Genomic DNA, 18,439 nt, shown 5'->3' with positions numbered 1-18,439 from the left:
GAAGAAATATATAAATCTTTGGGATATATGGTGCCGCTTAGGTGACTCGAACACCTGACCCCATCATTACGAATAGTGTGCACAGACTTCGAATCCGAAATCGAATCCGTACTGGTCGTTAACCTAACCCTCTGAAACCGTTGCGATACAGCACTTTCGGGCGAGCGAGTCCGAAAAGTGGGCCTAGAATGGCAGTGAGTGGGTGTTTCCCCGCATTTCCCCGCGCCACCAGGATCGACCCGTGCCTTCCGAATCGAAAACCAAGACGCCGCCGACCAGGCTGACAGCCGCCCGTGTCGATCAGATCGTCCGTGAGCCTGGGGATACCGAGTTCTCGGATCTGCAGCAGCCGGGTCTGTACCTTCGTCAGAGCAAGCGAGGGGCCTCCTGGCGCATCTCGGTGATGAGCAACGGGAAGAGGAACCAGTTCAAGATCGGATCGCCGCCAACACTGGGCCTGGCCGACGCCAGGAGGATCGCGGGGGCCGGGATCGACAGGGTCAAGGCCGGCTACGACTTGGATCTTCGATGGCTCGACGGTCAGTATGTCGCCCTGGGTCTGCGACCCGAGCCGTCTCCGGTCGCGACCATGTCCCGTGTCCGTGCGAAGACGTGGTTGTACGAGGAAGGCGTGGACGCCTACATCGCGTCGTTGGGCGATGGAGTGCGGCGGCTCGGAAGCCGGCGGTCGTACCGCCAGACGCTCATGGGGCCGCATGTCCGGAAGGCGCTCGTCGGGAAGTCGATCGTGGATATCGACAGGCGCACCGTCGCCGCCATCGTCTCCGAGATGGGCAGGGCGAAGAAGTTTTCCGGTGCCGAGCAATTGTGCACCCAGATGCGGATGTTCTGGGGCTTCCTGTCCGACGATGAGAACTCGAAGGCGTCCGGCGTCGAGCACAACGTCATGATCGGCCTCAAGCCCCCGAAACGACCCGAGGACAGGCCGAGGGGTTCCACCGTGCGAGTGCCGGGTCTGCCCGGCGTGGGCTTGGCGATCGCTGTGGCCAGATCCGGAGTGCTGCACCCGACGACGTCACTCGCCGCCGAGTTCGTCGTGTTGACCCTGCAGAGAAGACAGACGATCGCAAGTGCTCGCGTGGACGAGATGATGCTCGACGGGCGCCGGCCGTACTGGGATATCGCCGGTGAGCGGATGAAGCTTCGGCAGGGTCATGCCATCCCCCTGTTCGGCCGGTCCCTCGAGATCGTCCACGAGGCTATCGAGATCTCGAAGCAGTCGGGATCGGAGTACCTCTTCCCGGAGATCCGGACGGGCAAGCGTACCACCGAGAACCCCGATCCCGGACACATCTCATTGAGCGCCCTGTCTCACGGGATGAGCTATTCCGCGGACGTTTCCCCGCATCGCCTGCGTCATGCCTTCACGTCCGTGATCAACGGGATGGAGGATGACGAGGATGACGATGACGACGACCTCGACGCCGAGGCCGTCTTCAGTCGGATCGCGAACAGGAAGCTGATGGTGAAGCTGATCCTGGACCACAGGGAAGGGCGGATCGGTTCGACGGATCTCCACTACGATTTCGCACAGCTCCTGAAGGTCAAGGCGAGGATCCTTCGGGAGTGGGTCCAGGCGATCGAGAAGCCCACTGCGGATGCGATCGACAGCTACGATCCGGTCGCCGGGAAGAGCAAGCTCCAGGAGCGCAGACGTTCGCATCAGAAGACGCCGAAGCTTTCGGAGTCCAGACGGCACAAGAACGCCATGGCGAAGATCAGGACGGCTCGCGAGACCGAAGAGTCGGCCTCGGCTGAGGACACCACCATCATCCAGCGCGTCTTCGAGGACCATCGGACGGGCCACATCAGCGACGAAGCGGCTCTCCATGCCCTTCGACTGCCGGACATCGAACATCTTGTCGCGCACCGGATCGTCGCCGGTCACGACATCTCGGAACGGCCCGATCTCGCCGGCGTCGTCGCCAGCGCGCTGAAGAGGTGGAAGGAAGTCAGGCAGGCATGGGCGGATCGTGAGAAGGGGTTGCCCCTGCCGGATTTCGAGGCCGCGGAGTGACGATCCAGACGACGAAAAGCCGCTATGGGAATTCCCATAGCGGCTCAGATGCTGACACCTAGGCGGCTCAGAGGACCTGCTTCGCCCCGCGCACGTAACCGTGGCTAGTGTCCTCGTTCGCGATCGTGCACGCGACCTGGAGCCTAAGGTTCTCGCGTTCGAGTTCACCGACATACCGTAGTAGGTCGGCGATGCAGGCCCTGGCGTCGCCGCCGAACTGGGCGAGCGCGTCGTCGACGGGATCGCCGCTGAGGTTGGCAGGCGAGGTGAGGCGGCTCATGACCTCGCCCTCCGCCACGCGCTGTCGACGTACTCGATCGGCTCGCCGTCCAACTGGCTCCAGTACGTCATCCACGCGTCGTCGAAGCGACCGATCCTCTGGCACTCGAAAGAGGCCGGCTCGTCGTCGAACAGTATGACGTCGGCCTCGGCGATGTCGCCCGTCGCACCCTTGCGGATGCGCGACGACACGATGGAGTGGAAGGGCAACGGGGCGCCGGGCCGGATGATGGATCGCAGCGCTTCGACGACCATACCCGTGGCGCGATCGTCGATTGTGGGCGGCGGAGCCTTGGTCGGAGCGACGTCCCCGAAGGGGAACGCCATCTGGAAGGTGGCCTGCGACATCACTGGACCCCCATCGGCATGAGGAGGCGGAGCGTCTGGATCTCGGACGGATCGTGGATGACGACCGGCGCGCCGGGATCCGTCATCCTCCACTCGACCACCTCGCCTTCGATGGCACTCAGGAGGTTCGTCACGTACTTGCTGTTGAAGGCGATCTTGATCGGGTCCCCCTCGAACTCCACGGCCTCGAGGTGATCGCTGGAGTCGCCCGCCTCGGGTGACCGCGTCGCCAGTCCCACTCCGTCCTCGCCGATCGTCAGCGTGACACGGCTCCCGCGTTCGCTGGTGATCGTGGCGACGCGCTCCACGGCTCCGAGGAGGTCTTTGGGGCACACCTTCAGGGTGCGGTCGTGTCCGGACGGAATGACGCGCCTGTAGTCGGGGTACGTTCCGTCGACGAGTTTCGAGACGATCGTCACCGGACCGGCCGTGAAGCGGGCCATCCGGTCGTTGACCTCAACCGTCGCCTCGGCCTCGACGTCGAGAATCTTTAGAAGCTCGGCCACGGTCTCGCTGGGCAGGATGATCGGCGGGAGGGTCTCGGCACCGTTCGGAACCGGGATCGTCGAGCGGCCGAGCCTGTGGCCGTCCGTAGCCACGAAGGCGAGGTCTCCATCGGCGACGTGGACGTGGACGCCGCACAGGTAGTACCTCGTTTCCTCCTGACTCTGCGCGTACGCGACGCGCTCGATCGGGCGACGCAGGTCACGGGCCGGCATCGAGAAGGTCGAGGTCGCGGCGCTTTCCGCAATGTTGGGGAAGTCCGCGGTGGGCAGGGTGTGAAGCGTCACGCGGGCCCTGCCGGCGACGACCTTGGCGCGACCGCCGCCGTCCTCGACCTCGATCGAGACGGACCCGGAATCGACCTTCCGGAGGAAGTCGAAGAGCGTGTGACAGGGCAGGGTGACCTCGCCCGCGATCGTGACCTCGGCGGGTGCGTCGGTGTAGACCTCGCGGTCCTGGTCAGTGCCGATGACGGTCAGTTTTCCGTCGGCGGCCTGCATCAGGATATTGCCGAGGATGGGGACGTTGGGCTTCCGTGCGACGATGCGTGCGAGCGGAGTCAGGGCGGCCAGCAGCGCCGACTTTTCGACGGTGATCTTCATGATCGTGACTTTCGAAGGAAGGAAAAGAGGGGTGTGCTGAAAAGTCAGCAGACCCCGGGCTCGGTCAGTGCGTGAGCAGCGGCAGGCTGGCCTGCCTGTCGACCTAGCCCAGCATATCGAGCGGGCGCCCGAGCATCGCAGCGACCTCATGGATCCCACGGGGCGTCACTAGGGTCTGTAGGCGCTCTTTGCCGTTGATCTCCATCGTACGGACCACGAACCAGCCACGGCGCCTGTAGGTTTCGATCGGGCGAAGGGGAGCACCAGAGGTCTGACGAAAGAGGACCTTCCTCTCGATGAGCCAATCGACGAGCTTCTTCGGCGGGTAGTCGAGGATCCTCCCGAGGTCGGTCAGCGCGACCTGGCCTTCTTTGTCGCCGTATGCGTCCCACTGTGCGGCTTTCGGAGCAGCGACAGCCAACTGACCCTGCGTCACGGAGACGACCGTCAAAAGTCTCTGCTTGTCCTGCACGAGCGACAACAGGGCGACCTGCACCGAAGCGAGATCGTTGAGGTCACCAGGCCGGTGCGGTCCTCGGAGCGCCTATCGAGAAGCTCCTGCTCCATGCGGTTGAACGCCGCGATGTAGCTCATCTTCCATATGGTCGCCTTGGCACCACGGAAGCTGAGGATCATCGCGATCGTGGCGTTCCGGTCCAGGTCGTAGGCGTCGTATGTCTCGCCGTTCTGGCCCTGATAGGGGGTGTGTTCAAACTTGAACAGACCCTCCTCTGGCACCCGATGTCCCTGCGTTTCCGCAAGTCTGACGGCCTTCTCCTGCGTCTTGATCGCGGCCTTGACGGCGCGGCAGACGTAGCCGTGGGTCTTGTTGACGTAGACCGCGAGGTCCTGCGTCGAACAGAAAACCTCACGCCCCTTGATGTGGAGGTGTGGGAGTTGATCTATGGTGCTCAGAGCCTTGGGCATGGTCCAGATCCATGTGTGAGGTCAGGCCCAGGATGTCGGTGGTAGCACACCGCCCTGGGCCGTCTGCTTTCATCAGCAGGTCCTCAATTACATGTCGAAGAATCGGATGCGCGCAAGAGCTGTCGCACGTTTTTATGGTGCGATTACAACGGCTTGGAAGACGTTCGTAAAAAGGTATCCCATCTTCCACGATAACGACTTAGCGTGGAAACGGACGTCTTGCGGTGGAGCGCGAGACATCGCATCAGACCGCCTGCACAGCGATCGACGCAGGTCGGGTTTGGGGTACGTGAAAGGTATCTGAGCATGGCGAAGGCGCCCAAGGATGACATCGATCCAGGCGTTCTGTTGCGCTCGGCGCGGCGAGCAACCTGGAACACCTTTCAATTCTTCGACGGATGGAAGGCCGTCTTCCTGCTCTTGCCGGTGGCGTGGCAGTGGCTATCCGGGATGCCCAAGCTTGAATGGAGCGCCTTGACCGAGCTGCTCTCGCTTACAACCCTTCTGTCCTACATTGCGCTGGTACTGGCGGCCTTCGTCGCTCAGTGGGTCATGGCGGCCTGGTACATGGGCACACAGCGCCTGTCCGATAACGACCCTGAGTATCCTCGCTCCATCATGGAGAGGGAAACCTTCACGCTGACGGAGGCGGCTTACCTACTTGCTGGCGTCAAGATTCAATCAGGTGAGATGACCGGGACAGCCTTGGTCATCCTTCAAGATTTGCAGGCGAGGGCTGGAGAGAAAAGGCTTAAGGTGACGAAGCCGTTCGAACTAGAGATCACGCTTGAGAACATGAGGACAACCGGTGGTGTGAACGGTCGCCCGAAGGCGGGCGCTCATGTCGAGATCACCGCCGAAACCCTCAGGAAGCTGGCCGAGAAGCGTGGTGTCGCGATCCCTGGACTGACCGATGATGTCAGGAAGGTTTCCGCTTGACATAGCCGGCTGAGATCCGGGCTGCATATGCTTCCTGCAGGTTTCGCTGACCCAGTATCAAGGCTCCGATGGCCGCCCTTGAGTTCCCGCCGGTGACGCGCAATGCGTCGTCGATCGCCTCCTCGAGGTCATCCTTCAACGACAGGTCGGTGATCCGTTCTGCGAGCTTCGACATCGTCCATCTCCATGCGATTCGATCCGTGAATGATGACTCCGACCGGACTTGCAGGGAAGCATTTGTTCCTATTTTGTTCTGACAGATAGGAATCATGTCAGCCTGACGAAAGGAGTGGATCATGCTTGAGATGCGGGATCGGAAGACGAGGTCTGGGAAGGATGCGGAGACGATCGGGATCGAGGCTCTGTCGTTCCTCGCATCCGATCAGGATCTGATGCAGAGGTTTCTAGACGTCACGGGGATTGAAGCCGACGAGGTTCGAACGCTTGTCTCGCACCAGAGCTTCTTCGTCGGTGTCCTTGATTTCATCAGTGCGCATGAACCGACTTTGATGACCTTCTGCGGCTTTGCTGCTCTACAGCCGGACGAAGTCTCGAACGCCCGACGGAAGCTCGACGCCGGCTGGTGAGATGGTCGAGACGCTTGGCGAGGCTCTGAGAGCAAGCTGGACCGTCGAGGTCAGGTGCGCGTTCGGCAACCGGGACGGCCTTAAGTCGATCCGGGAATGCCACCACAAGTATCAACTTGATCTGGCGACTCTTGTCTGGACGAGAGGTGCCGACTGCCCACTCGACGCGCTCGCTGACCGGCTGAAATGCCCGATGTGTCATAGCCGCCGGGTGCGGCTCGTATTTACGGCGCCGGGGAGTACGACGACAGTACGAGCGTCGAGCGGGGCGTGGTAGTCCATGGTAGATTCCCGCGCAGATCGATGTGGCGGAGGGTAGGGGCAGAGCATGCGCAAGACGGTCGTACTGGGGGTTCTAGGCTCCCTCGCCGCATCACCGGCAGTCGCAGATGATCTTAAGATTCTTGGGACCGGTCTCGGACTTCGCAATAAGATCACCTGCCAACTCGCGCCGGCCCACGATGGTATACATTCATGCTACGACGCCGAGAGGGGCGTAGCGATCCGAACCGACGGCGAGACCATGATCAAGGTCGTCCAGGTGACTCGCGTACAGGTACTCACTGCCGATGACCCGTCGCCGAAGGACGTGGTGCAGAGGGCGATCGAGCACTACGGGCCACCGGTTGCCTTCGACACCGAGACACTGACGGCGACTTTTGGCGACGCATTCGACGCCAGCGGTGACGACGCATCGGGGCCCAGCGGTCAGGGCTTGGCGATCACCGTGCATGCCTGCGATGATCGACCCCTAGACTGTCGACGCGTGGTGGGGGCCAAGTCCGTTGTCCTCTACAACCTTCTCGATCGCGGGGCGCGGGATGCCCTGAGGGCGAAGTATGAGGAGGAGAAGCAGAGTGACGAGGATGCAGCAAAACGCCAGAAACTCGATGGCATGAGGTTCTAAGGTCGATCCGCGCCATGTACCGGATCCTCGCCGCCTGCCTCGTTGTCCTGTCCGCATCGGTCTCGGCCGCGACCGCCGCGCCGAAGACCCTCGAATGCGAGCGCTCCTACAAGCGCGACGACGGATCGGACCGGATCAGCGGATGGTATCGGATGCAGTTCGATCCCGAGACGCAGGTTTTCCGGTTCGCTCTGTCCACCCGCGAGGCGCCTGCCTTTGACCCAGCGGATCGGTGGGACGTCGCATTCGTCTCCAGAAACGGACTGCGTGTGGTGGCGATCCTGCGGAAGGAGGTCGAGGCCGAGTCCATCGTGTCGCCGGTTCGAGTGGTCGACGTCGACTTCTCGGTCTCGAAGTTCCGGACGGAGGGGTTCGGAAGCATGATCGACTTCGACGACCTAGTCCCGCTGCCGAGCAAGCTCACCTGTCGGCGGCTGGATTGAGAATTTGCGTTTTGGTCTCCGATTTTTAACCTGTCAGTAGGATCCTTGTGCCGTGGAATGATCCACCGGAGACAAGGTCATGACGACCGAAGAGTTCGACAAAAACCGAGCCCGCCTGATCGCTATCGCCGAACGGGAAGGGCCGGATCAGTACGCGTACACCGGCAGTGAGACGGCCCTCGGTTTCACGCACCGCGCCGACGATCTGAGCGTCGTCTGGACGGGCGACAGCGTCTTCATCGTCATCCCGATCGCTGGTCCGATTTTCACGACGGACTGCCTCGAGGACCGCTCGGAGCTTGGTCACGTGATCGAAGACATGTGCGCGAGCGCACACAGCATGCTCCGCCTGGTCGCCCACCAGTATCGGCGCAACGTTGCGAAGACGTGGCCGGGGATCGCGGCATGACGATCGATCAGGACAGTCACGGGTCGTACCAGATCACGCTCCCCACCGGCGTCGACGTCGTCTATCACGGCGACCTCGACCACCCGGCGTTCGACGTCACGATCGGACAGCAGACGACGCGGATGGTCTACGGTGACGCCAGCCTAGTCCCGGCACCGTACGGGTCGGTCGACGAACTGCGGGAGGCGATCTCGGCCGATCCGATGGTGTTCGCACACGAGGCGGTTGTCCACGTCGTGAAGTGGCGGCGTGGTCAGGCGGCTAATCCTTAACCGGGATTGGTCGCATCCTATGTACCGGCCGGTAGCTATAAAGAAAAAACCAAAGTTTTATAGCTTCTTCCGCAGGCGGTTCAGAGTGCCGTTAAGTTTTCGGTAGGAACTGTTATCGAAAACCTTAGGCATCTCGTTCACATCTCGCCCTGCGGATCCGGGCAATCTCCGTCAGCGTGAACTCGTAGGCATCGATCCTCCCGTTCTCACGATCGTCGATCAGCGTCCCGCATGCCTCGGCGTCAAGCACGATCGACGCGCCGGCCATGACGTGGGCGAGGTGAGGGAGCCCACTATCAGGGGCGCAGTCCTGACCCTCGCGGAGAGCGAGCAGGTGACGCACCATGGCGTCGATGTAGATCGTGAGCGGGATCGGGGTCTCGCGCCAGTTGAGCGGGCCGTACTTCCGGGCTCCGTCGGCATGCGCTTCGGCGAGCCAAGCCAAGCTGGTCGACGGGACGGGTGTCAGGGAAGGTGTGTTCGTCCGGCCGACGATGGTTTTGGGAATCTCGGCGTCGGTCACCTGGAGGCTTCCAGATCGCGCAGTGCACTACGAAGCGTATACGCGGCGTCGAGCGTCGACACGCTGTGCTGGTGCGTGCAGCGTTCGCACTCCAGGACGTCGTGGTCGAGGTAGTAGAGGGCCATGCGGACCTCTTTCTCGAAGGCGGCAAGACGCTGGTCTGCGGTCAGGGTTGCGTTGTCGTTCAGTCCGGCGAGGCACATCTCGCGTTCTTCCCGACGACGACGGGTGAGGCCGGGGATCCGCTTTCCCTTCGATTTGTCCCACAGGAGCAGGGCGTCGCACGCCCCGCGAAGATCACCGGCGTTAGCCAGGCGGGCCATCGACGACCCGCAGAACCCCGCCGACCCAATGTTGTAGGTCACCGAGAGGAAGGCGACGTACGGCTTGTCCGGGATCGCGTCGGGGTTCGTGAGACACGCCCGGATTGCCGTTTCGAACTCCTGGAGCCTCGGGCCCAGCATCGCATGGCATTCCGCGACCGTCTTCGTGTCGCCTATCCGGACGCCGCGGGTCTCGCCGAAGCAGATCGTCGGGACGTCGCCGGGGATCGGGATGTACGCCTTCGTACGCAGGCCCTCGTGCGCGGCCACGACGCCGATCGCCGATGCCAAGACAGCGCCGACCAGGCGGGTCTTCGTGACCCGTCCCTTGGGCTTCGTGTTCTGGTTTGCAGCCGGCGAGATGCGAGCGACGGGCTTCGACGACCGCCGGAAGAGGGACATGAGGCTCACGACTGACCTCCTAGATTCTGTTGGGCGACGAGGCGGGACACAAAGGCCGCGCCGGTGCAGAGACCGGTCATCGCCGCGAACGCGCCGGCCGGGATCGGGAGCAGGCCATCGAGCATCGGCAGGGCGATCTCGAGGGCCGAGAACACGAAGGCGGCGGCCATGAAGCGGACGCTCCAAGCTTTCTTCAGAACGGCGCGGTAGTCGTCGACGAGCCTCATGCGGCCTTCCTCTAGCGCTTGGCCGAGGGGGCGTCGGCAGGTGTGGATCTGGCGGTCTGGGAGACGTAGCGGGCGATCAGGGTCGCCTCTGCTGCGTCGGCATCGGGTGCGTCCGGGACCAAGCGCATCGCCTCGTCCTTGTATCTGTCGGTGGTCCAGCCGGCCGACCCGTGGACGTGCTTTCTCCAGTCGCCGAGCCGGACGCCGAGGCATGGAAGACCGGCGTCGTAGGCGGCTTCCTGGCCGGCGGTGTAGAGCGCGACCAGCAGCCGGGATCCGACGCCCCGGCCGAACTCGCGCTCGACGGCGACGACGTCCGGACGGTGGATCGCGATCAGCCTCTTCAGGCGGTTCCGGAGGGACTGAACGGCGAGGACGTGACGGACGTCGAGCGGAGGAGCGTGGCGACCTGACGTGCGGACGCCGTCGAGGAGCGGCCAGGACGTGCACACGATGGTCGCATCACCGTCGACGATGGCGACGCCGGAGTTGGTCGCGAGATCGAGAGCGAGGACCCTCACGGGTGGTACTCGACGATATCGAGTGGAAGCGCGAGCTGGCCGTCCCAGACTGGACGCGGTGCCTTCCGGCGACGTGGGCGCTCGGGATGGAGGACCGCCTCCTCACCAACCAGGATGCGGATCGGCACCTTCATCGCTTCGGCGAGTTTGACGGCTCCGACGATTCCAACCGGATGGTCCGAGCCCCGCAGGTAGCGGCTGATCGCGTTCGCCCGCTTGTCCGACACCTTCATGCGGTCGCGGACGTCGCAGAGGCGCATGCCCCGCTTCTTCATCATCAGGCTGGCCTCGACCGCGATGTCGTCCATCGCGTCGCGGAACACCCTCGGAGTCACGTTTACGGATTCGCGCACGCTGAATCGGTCCCCAGCACGTCGAGACGGTATCGAGTCCGAGCCAGTCGGATCCGATCCTCGAATTTTCGAACGAATATCCGAAGCAACGCATCAGACTCGTCATGTATTCGCTGGGAAGCCCCCGCCGCCCTGCATCGGAATTAGCTGGACATGAGAATCGGCTGCGGGGAAGGGGGTGAACGCCAAAAAACGTTCGACAACATCGGCATAACGGGACCCGTTAACGGAAAGTTAACGGCCACGGACCGTCCGCGCGCAGATCGGGTCGATCCGGGGCCAGTCCGACGGAACAGCAAGAACCCATAACGTTGGGTTTTCGATGTTGTCTAAGTCGTACAATCTACCAAAAGACTTCCCCCACGAGGGTCCGAAAATGTGGGGGAAGTTCGCCCCAGGATGTGGGGAAATGATTTTTACTGTCTAACCCATAGACGAGAGAAGATTTCGTGGCATCATAGTAGGGGTCGAGGCGGCGTCAGATCGCCCGACGCATGACACGAAAAGCGATCCCCATGACGCCACAATACCGCCCTCGCGGGAGCATCCACGACGCCTTCCGGACCGTCGCGCCCGTCGCCACGGTGCACGGCTGGGCCATGATCCCGTCGAGGGCCGACCGCGTCCCAATGAAGGCGTGGAAGGCGTACGTTCGGACTGGCGTCGGTCCCAATCTCGATCAGATCGAAAGCTGGGCCCGTGAGTTCTCGGACATGAGCCGTCACGTCGAGGCGACGGCGATGCTCCTGGGAGAGCCCTCCGGGAACACCTTCGCAATCGACTGTGACACCGACAGCGTCGAAGGGCGTGAGGTCATCCGATCCGCCATGGCCGATCATCTACCCACGACGCCTTTCACCCGGATGTCGGGTCACAATACCCGCTTCGCATCCATCTTCCGGTTCGCCCATCCCGACGACCTGATCACCAAGGACTTCACCCTCGCACACGAGGCCGCGGACTGCTTCTCGATCCTCGGGAACGGCCGGCTGCTCATGGCGTATGGAGAGCATGCTGCGAGCGGAAAGCCGTACACGTGGGAGGACGCCAGGTACGAACCATTCACCACCTCGACGTGGTCGGTCCCGGTCGTCACCGTCGAGCAGGTCGATGCCTTCCTGGCTGCCGTGCACGAGAAGATCGGCATCCGCGACTTCGATCGGAAGATGGGCCGGAACCAGGAGCCCGTCCGCTTCGAGATGCGCGACGACATCAGGGTCCCGCACATCTCAACGGCGGGTTACGTCCTAGACTCCCGCGGGCGCGTGACCGACGGGCGCGAGCGTTTCATGTTCCGGATCGCCACGCTGATCGTCCGGGCCAACCCTCATGCCGCCTCGACCGAAGACGGACGCGCCGGACTGCGCGAGATGACGTACAGGGTCTTTTGCGAGAAGGCCGTGACGCATGCGCCTTCGATCAGCGGTCGACAGGTTGCGCGTTTCTCGACGGACGAGAGCATCCGGTACCAGATCGCCGACAAGGTCGGACGTATCTCCGAGGCGCTGGGCAGCGCCGCCGTACCCGTCATCCGGAACGCAGGGGCGTACTCTAAGGCGTCCGGCGGCCAGACCAGGACGGCCGACGTCCATCTGATGCCGTCGCCGGCAGCCCGCAAGCCGAGGGTCACCGACAGCTACGCCGCCCCGTTTCCGATCCTGTCACTCGGTACATGGCTTGCCCCGGACGGTGTCCCGACGCATCGCACCCCCGGCGTCTCGATCACGGTGCCGCCCATCACCCACGAGGACTACTCCCGCCGTGGCGGACAGCGCGAGCGCTTGATCGAGGCTCGTGAGATCCCCGGAGACGTCCGGCCGACCTCGGCTCGCGTGACCGCAGAGACCAAGAACGCGATCGAGACCCTGCTGCTCGACGCCTTCGGGTATCGCGAGGAGGACGGTCCGGCCCCGGTATCCTGCCTTCGCGGCCTTCCGGCTACCGGAAAGACCACGCGGATCGTCGAGACGCTGGCCGGGCTCCGGTCGGACGTCGGAGCGCCGCTCCGCGCCGTCATGCTCGCCCCTCAGCATCGCAACCTCAACGAGATCGCCGAGGACGCCCGTCGGGCCGGGCTCGTCGTTCGTCAGATCAGAGGCCGGTCGTCGGTCTGCAAGAACCCGGTCGTCGAGCGGCTCGAAGCAAAAGGGGTCTCACCCGGCCGTGTCTGCAAAGCCGTCGTGGCGTCGGCCGCCGGTCAGCGCACCGAGCAGTGCCCGCACTTCGTCGAGTGCCCCGCCTTCTCGCAGTACGAGGACCTGGAGACCTGCGACCTGATCCTGGCGCCCCACGCGCTTCTCAGCATGCCCGTCGACAAGCGTCTGATCGAGGCCGCTCAGATCGTCATCGTCGACGAGAGCTTTCATAGTGTCGTCCTCGACTCCGCAACGATGCCCCTCGAGACCCTGATCCGGCAGCGTGGCATTCCGCCGGTGAGCGCTGCCGAGCGCGCCCGTGGCCACTTCGGCGAGATCCACCGGGCGAACCGGGACGATGCAGTGGCGATCGCATACCGCCGCCTGAAGGCCGGCGACGACATCGCCCCGGCGTTCGCCGATCACCCGCACGGCGAGGAGTTGCTCGTCGGCGCGATCGCGACCGTGGCTCGAGGTGACAGCCGTGCGGCCCGCGTCAATCCGAAATCCACGATCAAGAGCCTCGATCACATCCTGTCCGCGGACGACGCATACGGGCGTGAGGAGGCTCGGTTCTGGAGGATCGTCGACGAGAGGAGACGCATGATCGTCGCCGCACGTGACGTTCCGTCCATCGTCGTCCCGTCGCACGAAGCTCGGATCCGTCTGTCCGGCGACACCGTCCACCTCTCATGGAGGAACGACCTCAACTTCCGCAGTGTACCGTGGATCCTCCTGGACGGCTCGGCCGACCTGCACATCAACGAGAAAATCCTCGGGACGCCGATCAAGACGATCCACGTCACCGCTCCATTGAGACAGCACCTCACACTCGTGCGCCACAACGGCATGTCGGGGACGGCCCTGCGCAAGGCGGTCGACGAGATGGAGCGGACCGGCCGGTCGCCCCTGCTCGAAGAGGCCGCAGGACTGGTCACGCGGATAGCGCAGCAGCACCTTGGTGAGATCCTCGTCGTGGTGCGCGGTGTGGCCGAAGACGCGCTCCGCGGCATGATGCAGTGGCCGGACCGGATCCGGTTCGGCCACCACGGCGCGCTCAAGGGACTGAACGCGTACGAGTCCTCGGAGGCGATCGTCATCATCGGGAATCTCCTTCCATCGCCCGACGCGCTCGACGACCTCGCCGCCGCTCTCAGTTACGACGACGCCGATCCCGAACCCGCGCTGGTCGGCCGTGACGGTACGATTCAGTGGGTCCGCTCGGAGCACTTTTGGCCGATGCGGGACGGGAGTGACGCCCAGGCCGAAGGGCCGGGAACGAAGGGCGTGTGGCACACCCGGATGCTCGCCCAACTAAGGGACGAGGACCTGATCCAGAATGCCGCCCGCGGGAGGCAGGTGCACCGACAGGAGCCGATGGCGCTCTACCTCGTCGGCGATCACGTGCCGGCTGGGACCGTTGTCGATCTCGTTGTGACGCCGAAGACGGTGCTCGAGGCGACGCCGAGTCCGAAGGCGAGGGCGGTCCAGAAGCCGAAGCTCAGGGTCGTCGCCTGACAACCCGTTGACACCAAGCACCAGCGAAAGGCGTCATGGTCGCCTTGGAATCAAGCAGGGCGGGTGGGTGATGCTGAACGGGACCGAGGTTCTCTCAATCATGGTGAGGACGCTGGCCATCGCCATCGCGTTGGATATCGCAGCCCGGTACCTGCTGATCATTCAGATTCCCTGGTACGCGACGACGGCGGTCCTGACGCTGTTCATGTATGCCAGCGAGAGCAGCGCGAACCTCGTCACCCGGACCGCGATCGTAGAGCGGTTCAATAAGGTCGAGGACGACGTGACCGAGGTGCGCGAGAAGCTGGCGTCACTCGAAGCAGCCACTAACGAAGCGAGTCAGCACGACGTTCGATGGCATGAGGATGTGCAGCACGACGTCCAGTGGCTTCAGCGAGAGGTCACCGAACTAAAGAGGATGGTCAACTAGGTCGTCTCGTCCTCGTCGACCGTTTCGAACTCCCTCTTCTTGTTCAGTCCGATGCGACCGGGATAACGGCTGTTCTTCCCGAGTTCGTCGGCGGAAAAGCTCTGCATGCCGTCGGGCGGCTCGATCGGATCGCCGGATCCGTCGTCATCCGTGACGTACTCGATAGACCTCAGACGGTGCCGGACGACCTTCCCGCCCCATGTGTCGGACAGGACCGGTGACGCCTCGAAGCTGATCCAGAGGGCCTTGGCGGCATTCCCACCGTTCGTTGCCTTTGCATCGAGGTCCTCGATCTCGCGCAGACGGGCTGCCCTCAGTCGGGCCTGCCGGCGCTGACCGACCTTGGCCTCCTTCTGGTCCCGAAGCGTCTTCTGGATCGCCCGTCGGAACTGTCTGTCCTGCTCTGCCGTCGTCATGCGTACCCCCTGGGTGCGTCCAGTAGCGTCGACTGGATCATGTAGTCGGTGTGGATCTCGTCCTCTTCGCCGAGCGGTTCGAAATCGATGACGAGCCTGGTCGGCAGACGGACCGATGCGAGGGCAGGATCCGCGCCGAGGCCAGCGAGCGTGGCCATCTCGGCGACCTGGGCTGTGTCGGTGTTCTGGACCTGCGCCGACTTCACGATGGCTCTCGGGTTGCCAGCCCGGAGCGCCCGGACCCGCTTGTCGAGAGCGAAGTCGCCGGTGCTTTCCGGATCGATCGGGGGGATCGGTGGAGCGTAGAGGTCGTCGAGGTCGCCTGGACGGCCACTCGTCGAGCCGTACATGCAGACGCCCAAGGTCAGGCTGCAGGTCGCCTTGCCATCTCCGTCCATCGACATCTCGATGCCGATGACCTTCCCTACGATGGCCTTGTCTTCGGCCTCAGTCCAGGGAACGACGATCCTTACGGAGTCGCGTGTCGACAAACCGACGCCGACGGAGAACGGCACCTCGATCTGAAGGTTGACCGAGCGGAGCCTCCGACGACCTTCACGGAGGAGACGGCATAGCAGGTGCTGCTGGAACTCGATCGCCTGGGCGGACCGGACGACGGACATGCGCTCCTCGCTCTCCGCATACCGAGCCCACCCGTTCGACAGGAGCAGTGCCGGTTTGCCGGGCTCGATGTCCTTTGTCGCTCGGTACCGCCTGGCGCCGGACGTCACGACGTCGCCCGCCTTGTACGCGACGGTGTAGTCGTACGACGGGGCAGGCGGCTCGAGGTAGTCGTCGCGCAGTGAGGCGGTCAGCACCTCCGGCTTCTCACGGGGGGAGGACGGAACAGGGAATGCCATCTGGATGACGAGTTTCTCGGACCTAGCCTGGGACAAATCCCATGACACCATGTAGTCGATGACGCGGACGCGGCTCGCCTCGTAAGCCACGGTCGCCGACGTGGATCGGCGGATCTCGGAGTCATTGATGCTCACGTTCTCGTTGTCAGGAATCGTTCCCGGCGGGATGGTTCCGGTTTCGTCTCGGAAGGTATCGAGAGATAGAGTTTCCCAGGATGGCTTCGTCTTGAACCTGTACCTGAAGGCCGTCCCGCCATTGCCGGTCCCGACTGCGGCCTCTTCGCTGTCGACGAGCTTCTCGCTAAGCACTTCTGTCTCGTAGACGGCCTCGAATCCGGCGAGTCGGAATTCAACCTCACGCCAGTGTTCGATCGAAGCGCGAATCCCCCCGGAGACGATATCGATCCCGTCGACGTCGCGCACCGTGACGGGCGACTGCAGGATGGAGCCTGGGTCGCTGTCCATTGTTGCAAACGGTGAGATCATGGACGCGATGTCGACGACGCCTTTGGCCTCCTGCGTCCACTGGCATTCGAATTCCAGGGAGAGGACTTTCTGCGGCTCACCGAATGAACCGGCCGACCAAGTGATGCCGGCCTCTTCGACAAGCTCGGCGGTCAGGTCGACGACCCTGTCGCCAGTCAGGGTGTCCGACACCGAAACGGCATGCGTCGTCGGATGGACATGATAATCGACGCAGCGTCCGATGATGTACGTGTCGACGCTCTCGGGATCTTCCGAGAACCTCAGATCGGTGTTCGGACGATTGACGAGATTGACCATCGCCCACGCGAGGATCGCCGCGTCGAGGTCGATCGGTGCGCAACGCACACGAATGGTCGTCGTCTCGGCAAGCAGGTCGCCGGGCGACTCGACGATGTAGCCCATCGCAAGGTGGATGGCGTCCGAGGCGAGGCCGGTCGGAGACCAGGCGACGTGAACAAGGCGCTCGAAGGCGTTAGTCAGGACGGCACTGAGCCCGCGGTTCGGAGCCTCGTACTCGAACTCGGTCGCCTGGCCTTCCGATACCGACATCTTGAAGCCGTAGACGTAGGCGTTCGCCTCGACACACGATGTCGCGGCGTTGAAGGGTAGCCCACGTTCATCGATCCACAGGGTCATCAGACCTCCTCCAAATTCAGCGTCCACCCGGCGTCGCGGTCCCCGGAGCCCCCCGACACGGTCCACCCGACGACCACCGTCTGAATGACGGGTCGGTACTCGCGGACCTGCGCACCGAACTCGTCGGTCGACACGCGCAGCAGCGGCCGGCCGTCGGACGTGGAAGCTACCGGCCAGCGTAGGACCCCGAACAGGGAGGCCCCGAGCCAGACGGACGAAGGCGATGCCATCCTCGAGGATGGAGAAGCCGACGCTCATGGACGTCAGGACACCGGCCCCGATGTCACGGGCGATGTCGGCGACGTCGGACCGCTCGGAAAGCTGTCCGGTGCAGACGAGCTTGTCGCCTTCGACCTTCGCGGATGTGATCACGCCGATGACGTCACGCAGGTTCCAGGAAGAGTGCGAGTTAAGAATCGGCGAACCGACCAGGCGCTCGATCTCGACGAGACCAGACATCGGCAGGACCTCGTCGACCTCGACGACGTCCCAGCCCGCCCAGCGGTAGGTCCGGCAGGGGCGCTCGGTCGCGAGGACGAACGTGAACGTTCGCGCCTTCGGGTCGAAACTCGTCGGTGGGGTCGCGGCAGCACGCAGACCACGGGTGGCCATCGGCTTGAACCGAGCACCTCCACGCGCCTTCTCGATGCTGATGACCTTGCCCACGACGGGTGCCCTCGATCTGTTTCGAAGGGCATCGTCTCAAAGGGGACCGGAACCGCGTCAGGGAGGTCCTGAAGATTTTTCGGAGTGACCAGCAATCTTAGGAATCGGGCCAGCAAGGCGTTAGGACGCGGGGTGCTGGACTGGTCTCACGTCAACATGGAGACCGACATGATCCGCATGCTCACCGCAGCCGCCGTCGCCATTCTCGCCGCCACGCCGGCCCTGGCCGGGAAGGTCGATGTCCCGGCCGATGGGACCTACTCGCAGCAGTGCCTTCCGACCGTCACGTGCTTCCTGTCGATCGAGCGCAAGGGCCGTGACGCGTGGAAGCTGGAAGCTTGGGCGGACGAGACGAAGCCCGGTGGCCGACGTCTCTGCGAACACACCGCCATGCTCAAGGTCGGCGTCGGCGAGTTTGCGAGCGGCGACGAGTTCGATGCGCTCGTGGGGAAGACGAAGGGCGTCGAATTCGCGATCTCCGGGAACGCCGACGGGAGCCTAATGCCGATCGTTACGGGCGCCTGTGCGAACGCCAAGCTGCAGAAGGGACGCGGCATGATCGGGTTCGGCGGTTCGTTCTATCCGGAAGGGGACTTGTGACCGCTCTCCGAGCGGTTGTGCTGCGACCGCAGGGCGCTTGCTGAGCGCGAAATTGGCGTCTAACTTCGGGCAATCCCGATGTGCAACC

Annotated in this window: 23 protein-coding genes; 10 read left to right on the top strand and 13 right to left on the bottom strand. The window is 63.5% G+C overall.

The genetic code is table 11. The features are described from left to right. The first annotated feature begins 241 nt into the window (after positions 1-241). A complete protein-coding gene (locus tag NS365_RS05665; protein ID WP_058599316.1) occupies positions 242-2,038 on the top strand; it encodes an integrase family protein in 1,797 nt (598 codons plus the stop codon). Between the two features lie 67 nt (positions 2,039-2,105). Here the strand turns inward: NS365_RS05665 and NS365_RS05660 are convergent, their stop codons facing one another. From NS365_RS05660 to NS365_RS05640, 5 genes are all read right to left on the bottom strand, one after another. Then, on the bottom strand, positions 2,106-2,318 hold the full coding sequence (locus tag NS365_RS05660) for a hypothetical protein (protein WP_058599315.1): 213 nt from the start codon (positions 2,316-2,318) through the stop codon (positions 2,106-2,108). Next, complete coding sequence (locus NS365_RS05655; protein WP_058599314.1) at positions 2,315-2,665, bottom strand: hypothetical protein; 351 nt, start codon at positions 2,663-2,665, stop codon at positions 2,315-2,317. Before NS365_RS05655 ends, NS365_RS05660 begins: the two co-directional genes overlap by 4 nt. After that, the gene (gene dnaN, locus NS365_RS05650) at positions 2,665-3,771 is read right to left on the bottom strand and encodes a DNA polymerase III subunit beta (RefSeq protein ID WP_058599313.1); all 1,107 of its coding nucleotides are present in this window, start codon (positions 3,769-3,771) and stop codon (positions 2,665-2,667) included. The genes NS365_RS05655 and dnaN overlap by 1 nt, the downstream gene beginning before the upstream one ends. Positions 3,772-3,874: 103 nt before the next feature. After that, positions 3,875-4,243, bottom strand: coding sequence for a phage antirepressor KilAC domain-containing protein (locus NS365_RS05645; protein WP_244498377.1), 369 nt, complete (start codon positions 4,241-4,243; stop codon positions 3,875-3,877). Beyond that, positions 4,219-4,698, bottom strand: coding sequence for a Rha family transcriptional regulator (locus tag NS365_RS05640; RefSeq protein WP_058599311.1), 480 nt, complete (start codon positions 4,696-4,698; stop codon positions 4,219-4,221). Before NS365_RS05640 ends, NS365_RS05645 begins: the two co-directional genes overlap by 25 nt. 306 nt (positions 4,699-5,004) lie before the next feature. On the opposite strand from NS365_RS05640, the gene NS365_RS05635 reads away from it, so the two are divergent. Next, entirely contained in the window at positions 5,005-5,637 is a 633-nt protein-coding gene (locus NS365_RS05635) for a hypothetical protein (RefSeq protein WP_058599310.1), read from the top strand. On the opposite strand, the gene NS365_RS05630 is transcribed toward NS365_RS05635, so the two are convergent. After that, positions 5,618-5,812: a hypothetical protein gene (locus NS365_RS05630; RefSeq protein WP_058599309.1), complete on the bottom strand. Its 195-nt coding sequence runs from the start codon at positions 5,810-5,812 to the stop codon at positions 5,618-5,620. The two genes, NS365_RS05635 and NS365_RS05630, sit on opposite strands and share 20 nt — an antisense overlap. A 121-nt stretch (positions 5,813-5,933) precedes the next feature. Between NS365_RS05630 and NS365_RS05625 the strand changes: the two genes are divergently transcribed. The 5 genes from NS365_RS05625 (at position 5,934) to NS365_RS05600 (ending at position 8,255) form a co-directional block, all read left to right on the top strand. Beyond that, the gene (locus tag NS365_RS05625; RefSeq protein WP_058599308.1) at positions 5,934-6,224 is read left to right on the top strand and encodes a DUF3572 domain-containing protein; all 291 of its coding nucleotides are present in this window, start codon (positions 5,934-5,936) and stop codon (positions 6,222-6,224) included. A 328-nt stretch (positions 6,225-6,552) separates the two neighbouring features. Then, a complete protein-coding gene (locus NS365_RS05615) occupies positions 6,553-7,131 on the top strand; it encodes a hypothetical protein (RefSeq protein ID WP_058599306.1) in 579 nt (192 codons plus the stop codon). Positions 7,132-7,145: 14 nt separating this feature from the next. Continuing rightward, positions 7,146-7,574 carry a hypothetical protein gene (locus NS365_RS05610; RefSeq protein ID WP_058599305.1) on the top strand — a complete coding sequence of 143 codons (429 nt, stop codon included), beginning with the start codon at positions 7,146-7,148 and terminating at the stop codon, positions 7,572-7,574. A 79-nt stretch (positions 7,575-7,653) separates the two neighbouring features. Then, entirely contained in the window at positions 7,654-7,983 is a 330-nt protein-coding gene (locus NS365_RS05605) for a hypothetical protein (RefSeq protein WP_058599304.1), read from the top strand. Then, positions 7,980-8,255 (top strand): hypothetical protein, encoded by a 276-nt coding sequence (locus NS365_RS05600; RefSeq protein ID WP_058599303.1) that lies wholly within the window; start codon positions 7,980-7,982, stop codon positions 8,253-8,255. Before NS365_RS05605 ends, NS365_RS05600 begins: the two co-directional genes overlap by 4 nt. Before the next feature lie 124 nt (positions 8,256-8,379). Here the strand turns inward: NS365_RS05600 and NS365_RS05595 are convergent, their stop codons facing one another. The 5 genes from NS365_RS05595 to NS365_RS05575 are packed head-to-tail and all read right to left on the bottom strand — an operon-like array spanning position 8,380 to position 10,604. After that, complete coding sequence (locus tag NS365_RS05595) at positions 8,380-8,778, bottom strand: dATP/dGTP diphosphohydrolase domain-containing protein (RefSeq protein WP_058599302.1); 399 nt, start codon at positions 8,776-8,778, stop codon at positions 8,380-8,382. Next, positions 8,775-9,503: a lysozyme gene (locus tag NS365_RS05590; protein WP_244498376.1), complete on the bottom strand. Its 729-nt coding sequence runs from the start codon at positions 9,501-9,503 to the stop codon at positions 8,775-8,777. The genes NS365_RS05595 and NS365_RS05590 overlap by 4 nt, the downstream gene beginning before the upstream one ends. Before the next feature lie 5 nt (positions 9,504-9,508). Next, positions 9,509-9,730, bottom strand: coding sequence for a hypothetical protein (locus NS365_RS05585; RefSeq protein ID WP_058599301.1), 222 nt, complete (start codon positions 9,728-9,730; stop codon positions 9,509-9,511). Between the two features lie 11 nt (positions 9,731-9,741). Beyond that, entirely contained in the window at positions 9,742-10,251 is a 510-nt protein-coding gene (locus NS365_RS05580) for a hypothetical protein (RefSeq protein ID WP_058599300.1), read from the bottom strand. Then, the gene (locus NS365_RS05575) at positions 10,248-10,604 is read right to left on the bottom strand and encodes a hypothetical protein (protein ID WP_153003673.1); all 357 of its coding nucleotides are present in this window, start codon (positions 10,602-10,604) and stop codon (positions 10,248-10,250) included. The genes NS365_RS05580 and NS365_RS05575 overlap by 4 nt, the downstream gene beginning before the upstream one ends. 515 nt (positions 10,605-11,119) lie before the next feature. Between NS365_RS05575 and NS365_RS05570 the strand changes: the two genes are divergently transcribed. Next, a complete protein-coding gene (locus NS365_RS05570; protein ID WP_058599298.1) occupies positions 11,120-14,257 on the top strand; it encodes a bifunctional DNA primase/polymerase in 3,138 nt (1,045 codons plus the stop codon). A gap of 70 nt (positions 14,258-14,327) precedes the next feature. Next, positions 14,328-14,687: a hypothetical protein gene (locus NS365_RS05565; RefSeq protein ID WP_058599297.1), complete on the top strand. Its 360-nt coding sequence runs from the start codon at positions 14,328-14,330 to the stop codon at positions 14,685-14,687. On the opposite strand, the gene NS365_RS05560 is transcribed toward NS365_RS05565, so the two are convergent. After that, complete coding sequence (locus tag NS365_RS05560; RefSeq protein ID WP_058599296.1) at positions 14,684-15,103, bottom strand: hypothetical protein; 420 nt, start codon at positions 15,101-15,103, stop codon at positions 14,684-14,686. The genes NS365_RS05565 and NS365_RS05560 overlap by 4 nt on opposite strands. Next, positions 15,100-17,751 (bottom strand): hypothetical protein, encoded by a 2,652-nt coding sequence (locus NS365_RS05555; RefSeq protein ID WP_058599295.1) that lies wholly within the window; start codon positions 17,749-17,751, stop codon positions 15,100-15,102. Before NS365_RS05555 ends, NS365_RS05560 begins: the two co-directional genes overlap by 4 nt. Before the next feature lie 84 nt (positions 17,752-17,835). Between NS365_RS05555 and NS365_RS05550 the strand changes: the two genes are divergently transcribed. Beyond that, positions 17,836-18,351 (top strand): hypothetical protein, encoded by a 516-nt coding sequence (locus tag NS365_RS05550; RefSeq protein WP_193753397.1) that lies wholly within the window; start codon positions 17,836-17,838, stop codon positions 18,349-18,351. Positions 18,352-18,439: the final 88 nt, after the last annotated feature.

The organism is Aureimonas ureilytica, assembly GCF_001475935.1.
Taxonomy (GTDB): domain Bacteria; phylum Pseudomonadota; class Alphaproteobacteria; order Rhizobiales; family Rhizobiaceae; genus Aureimonas; species Aureimonas ureilytica_A.
Note: the sequence above shows the minus strand (reverse complement) of the source record. Positions and strands in the feature narration are given on the sequence as shown.

Bases quoted from the DNA above. Each gene is read 5' to 3' on its own strand.
- NS365_RS05655 (WP_058599314.1), bottom strand. From the start codon at position 2,665: ATGTCGCAGGCCACCTTCCAGATGGCGTTCCCCTTCGGGGACGTCGCT.
- NS365_RS05615 (WP_058599306.1), top strand. From the start codon at position 6,553: ATGCGCAAGACGGTCGTACTGGGGGTTCTAGGCTCCCTCGCCGCATCA.
- NS365_RS05605 (WP_058599304.1), top strand. From the start codon at position 7,654: ATGACGACCGAAGAGTTCGACAAAAACCGAGCCCGCCTGATCGCTATC.
- NS365_RS05630 (WP_058599309.1), bottom strand. From the start codon at position 5,812: ATGTCGAAGCTCGCAGAACGGATCACCGACCTGTCGTTGAAGGATGAC.
- NS365_RS05585 (WP_058599301.1), bottom strand. From the start codon at position 9,730: ATGAGGCTCGTCGACGACTACCGCGCCGTTCTGAAGAAAGCTTGGAGC.
- NS365_RS05590 (WP_244498376.1), bottom strand. From the start codon at position 9,503: ATGTCCCTCTTCCGGCGGTCGTCGAAGCCCGTCGCTCGCATCTCGCCG.
- NS365_RS05610 (WP_058599305.1), top strand. From the start codon at position 7,146: ATGTACCGGATCCTCGCCGCCTGCCTCGTTGTCCTGTCCGCATCGGTC.
- NS365_RS05660 (WP_058599315.1), bottom strand. From the start codon at position 2,318: ATGAGCCGCCTCACCTCGCCTGCCAACCTCAGCGGCGATCCCGTCGAC.
- NS365_RS05565 (WP_058599297.1), top strand. From the start codon at position 14,328: ATGCTGAACGGGACCGAGGTTCTCTCAATCATGGTGAGGACGCTGGCC.
- NS365_RS05560 (WP_058599296.1), bottom strand. From the start codon at position 15,103: ATGACGACGGCAGAGCAGGACAGACAGTTCCGACGGGCGATCCAGAAG.
- NS365_RS05625 (WP_058599308.1), top strand. From the start codon at position 5,934: ATGCTTGAGATGCGGGATCGGAAGACGAGGTCTGGGAAGGATGCGGAG.
- NS365_RS05600 (WP_058599303.1), top strand. From the start codon at position 7,980: ATGACGATCGATCAGGACAGTCACGGGTCGTACCAGATCACGCTCCCC.
- NS365_RS05570 (WP_058599298.1), top strand. From the start codon at position 11,120: ATGACGCCACAATACCGCCCTCGCGGGAGCATCCACGACGCCTTCCGG.
- NS365_RS05635 (WP_058599310.1), top strand. From the start codon at position 5,005: ATGGCGAAGGCGCCCAAGGATGACATCGATCCAGGCGTTCTGTTGCGC.
- dnaN (WP_058599313.1), bottom strand. From the start codon at position 3,771: ATGAAGATCACCGTCGAAAAGTCGGCGCTGCTGGCCGCCCTGACTCCG.
- NS365_RS05640 (WP_058599311.1), bottom strand. From the start codon at position 4,698: ATGCCCAAGGCTCTGAGCACCATAGATCAACTCCCACACCTCCACATC.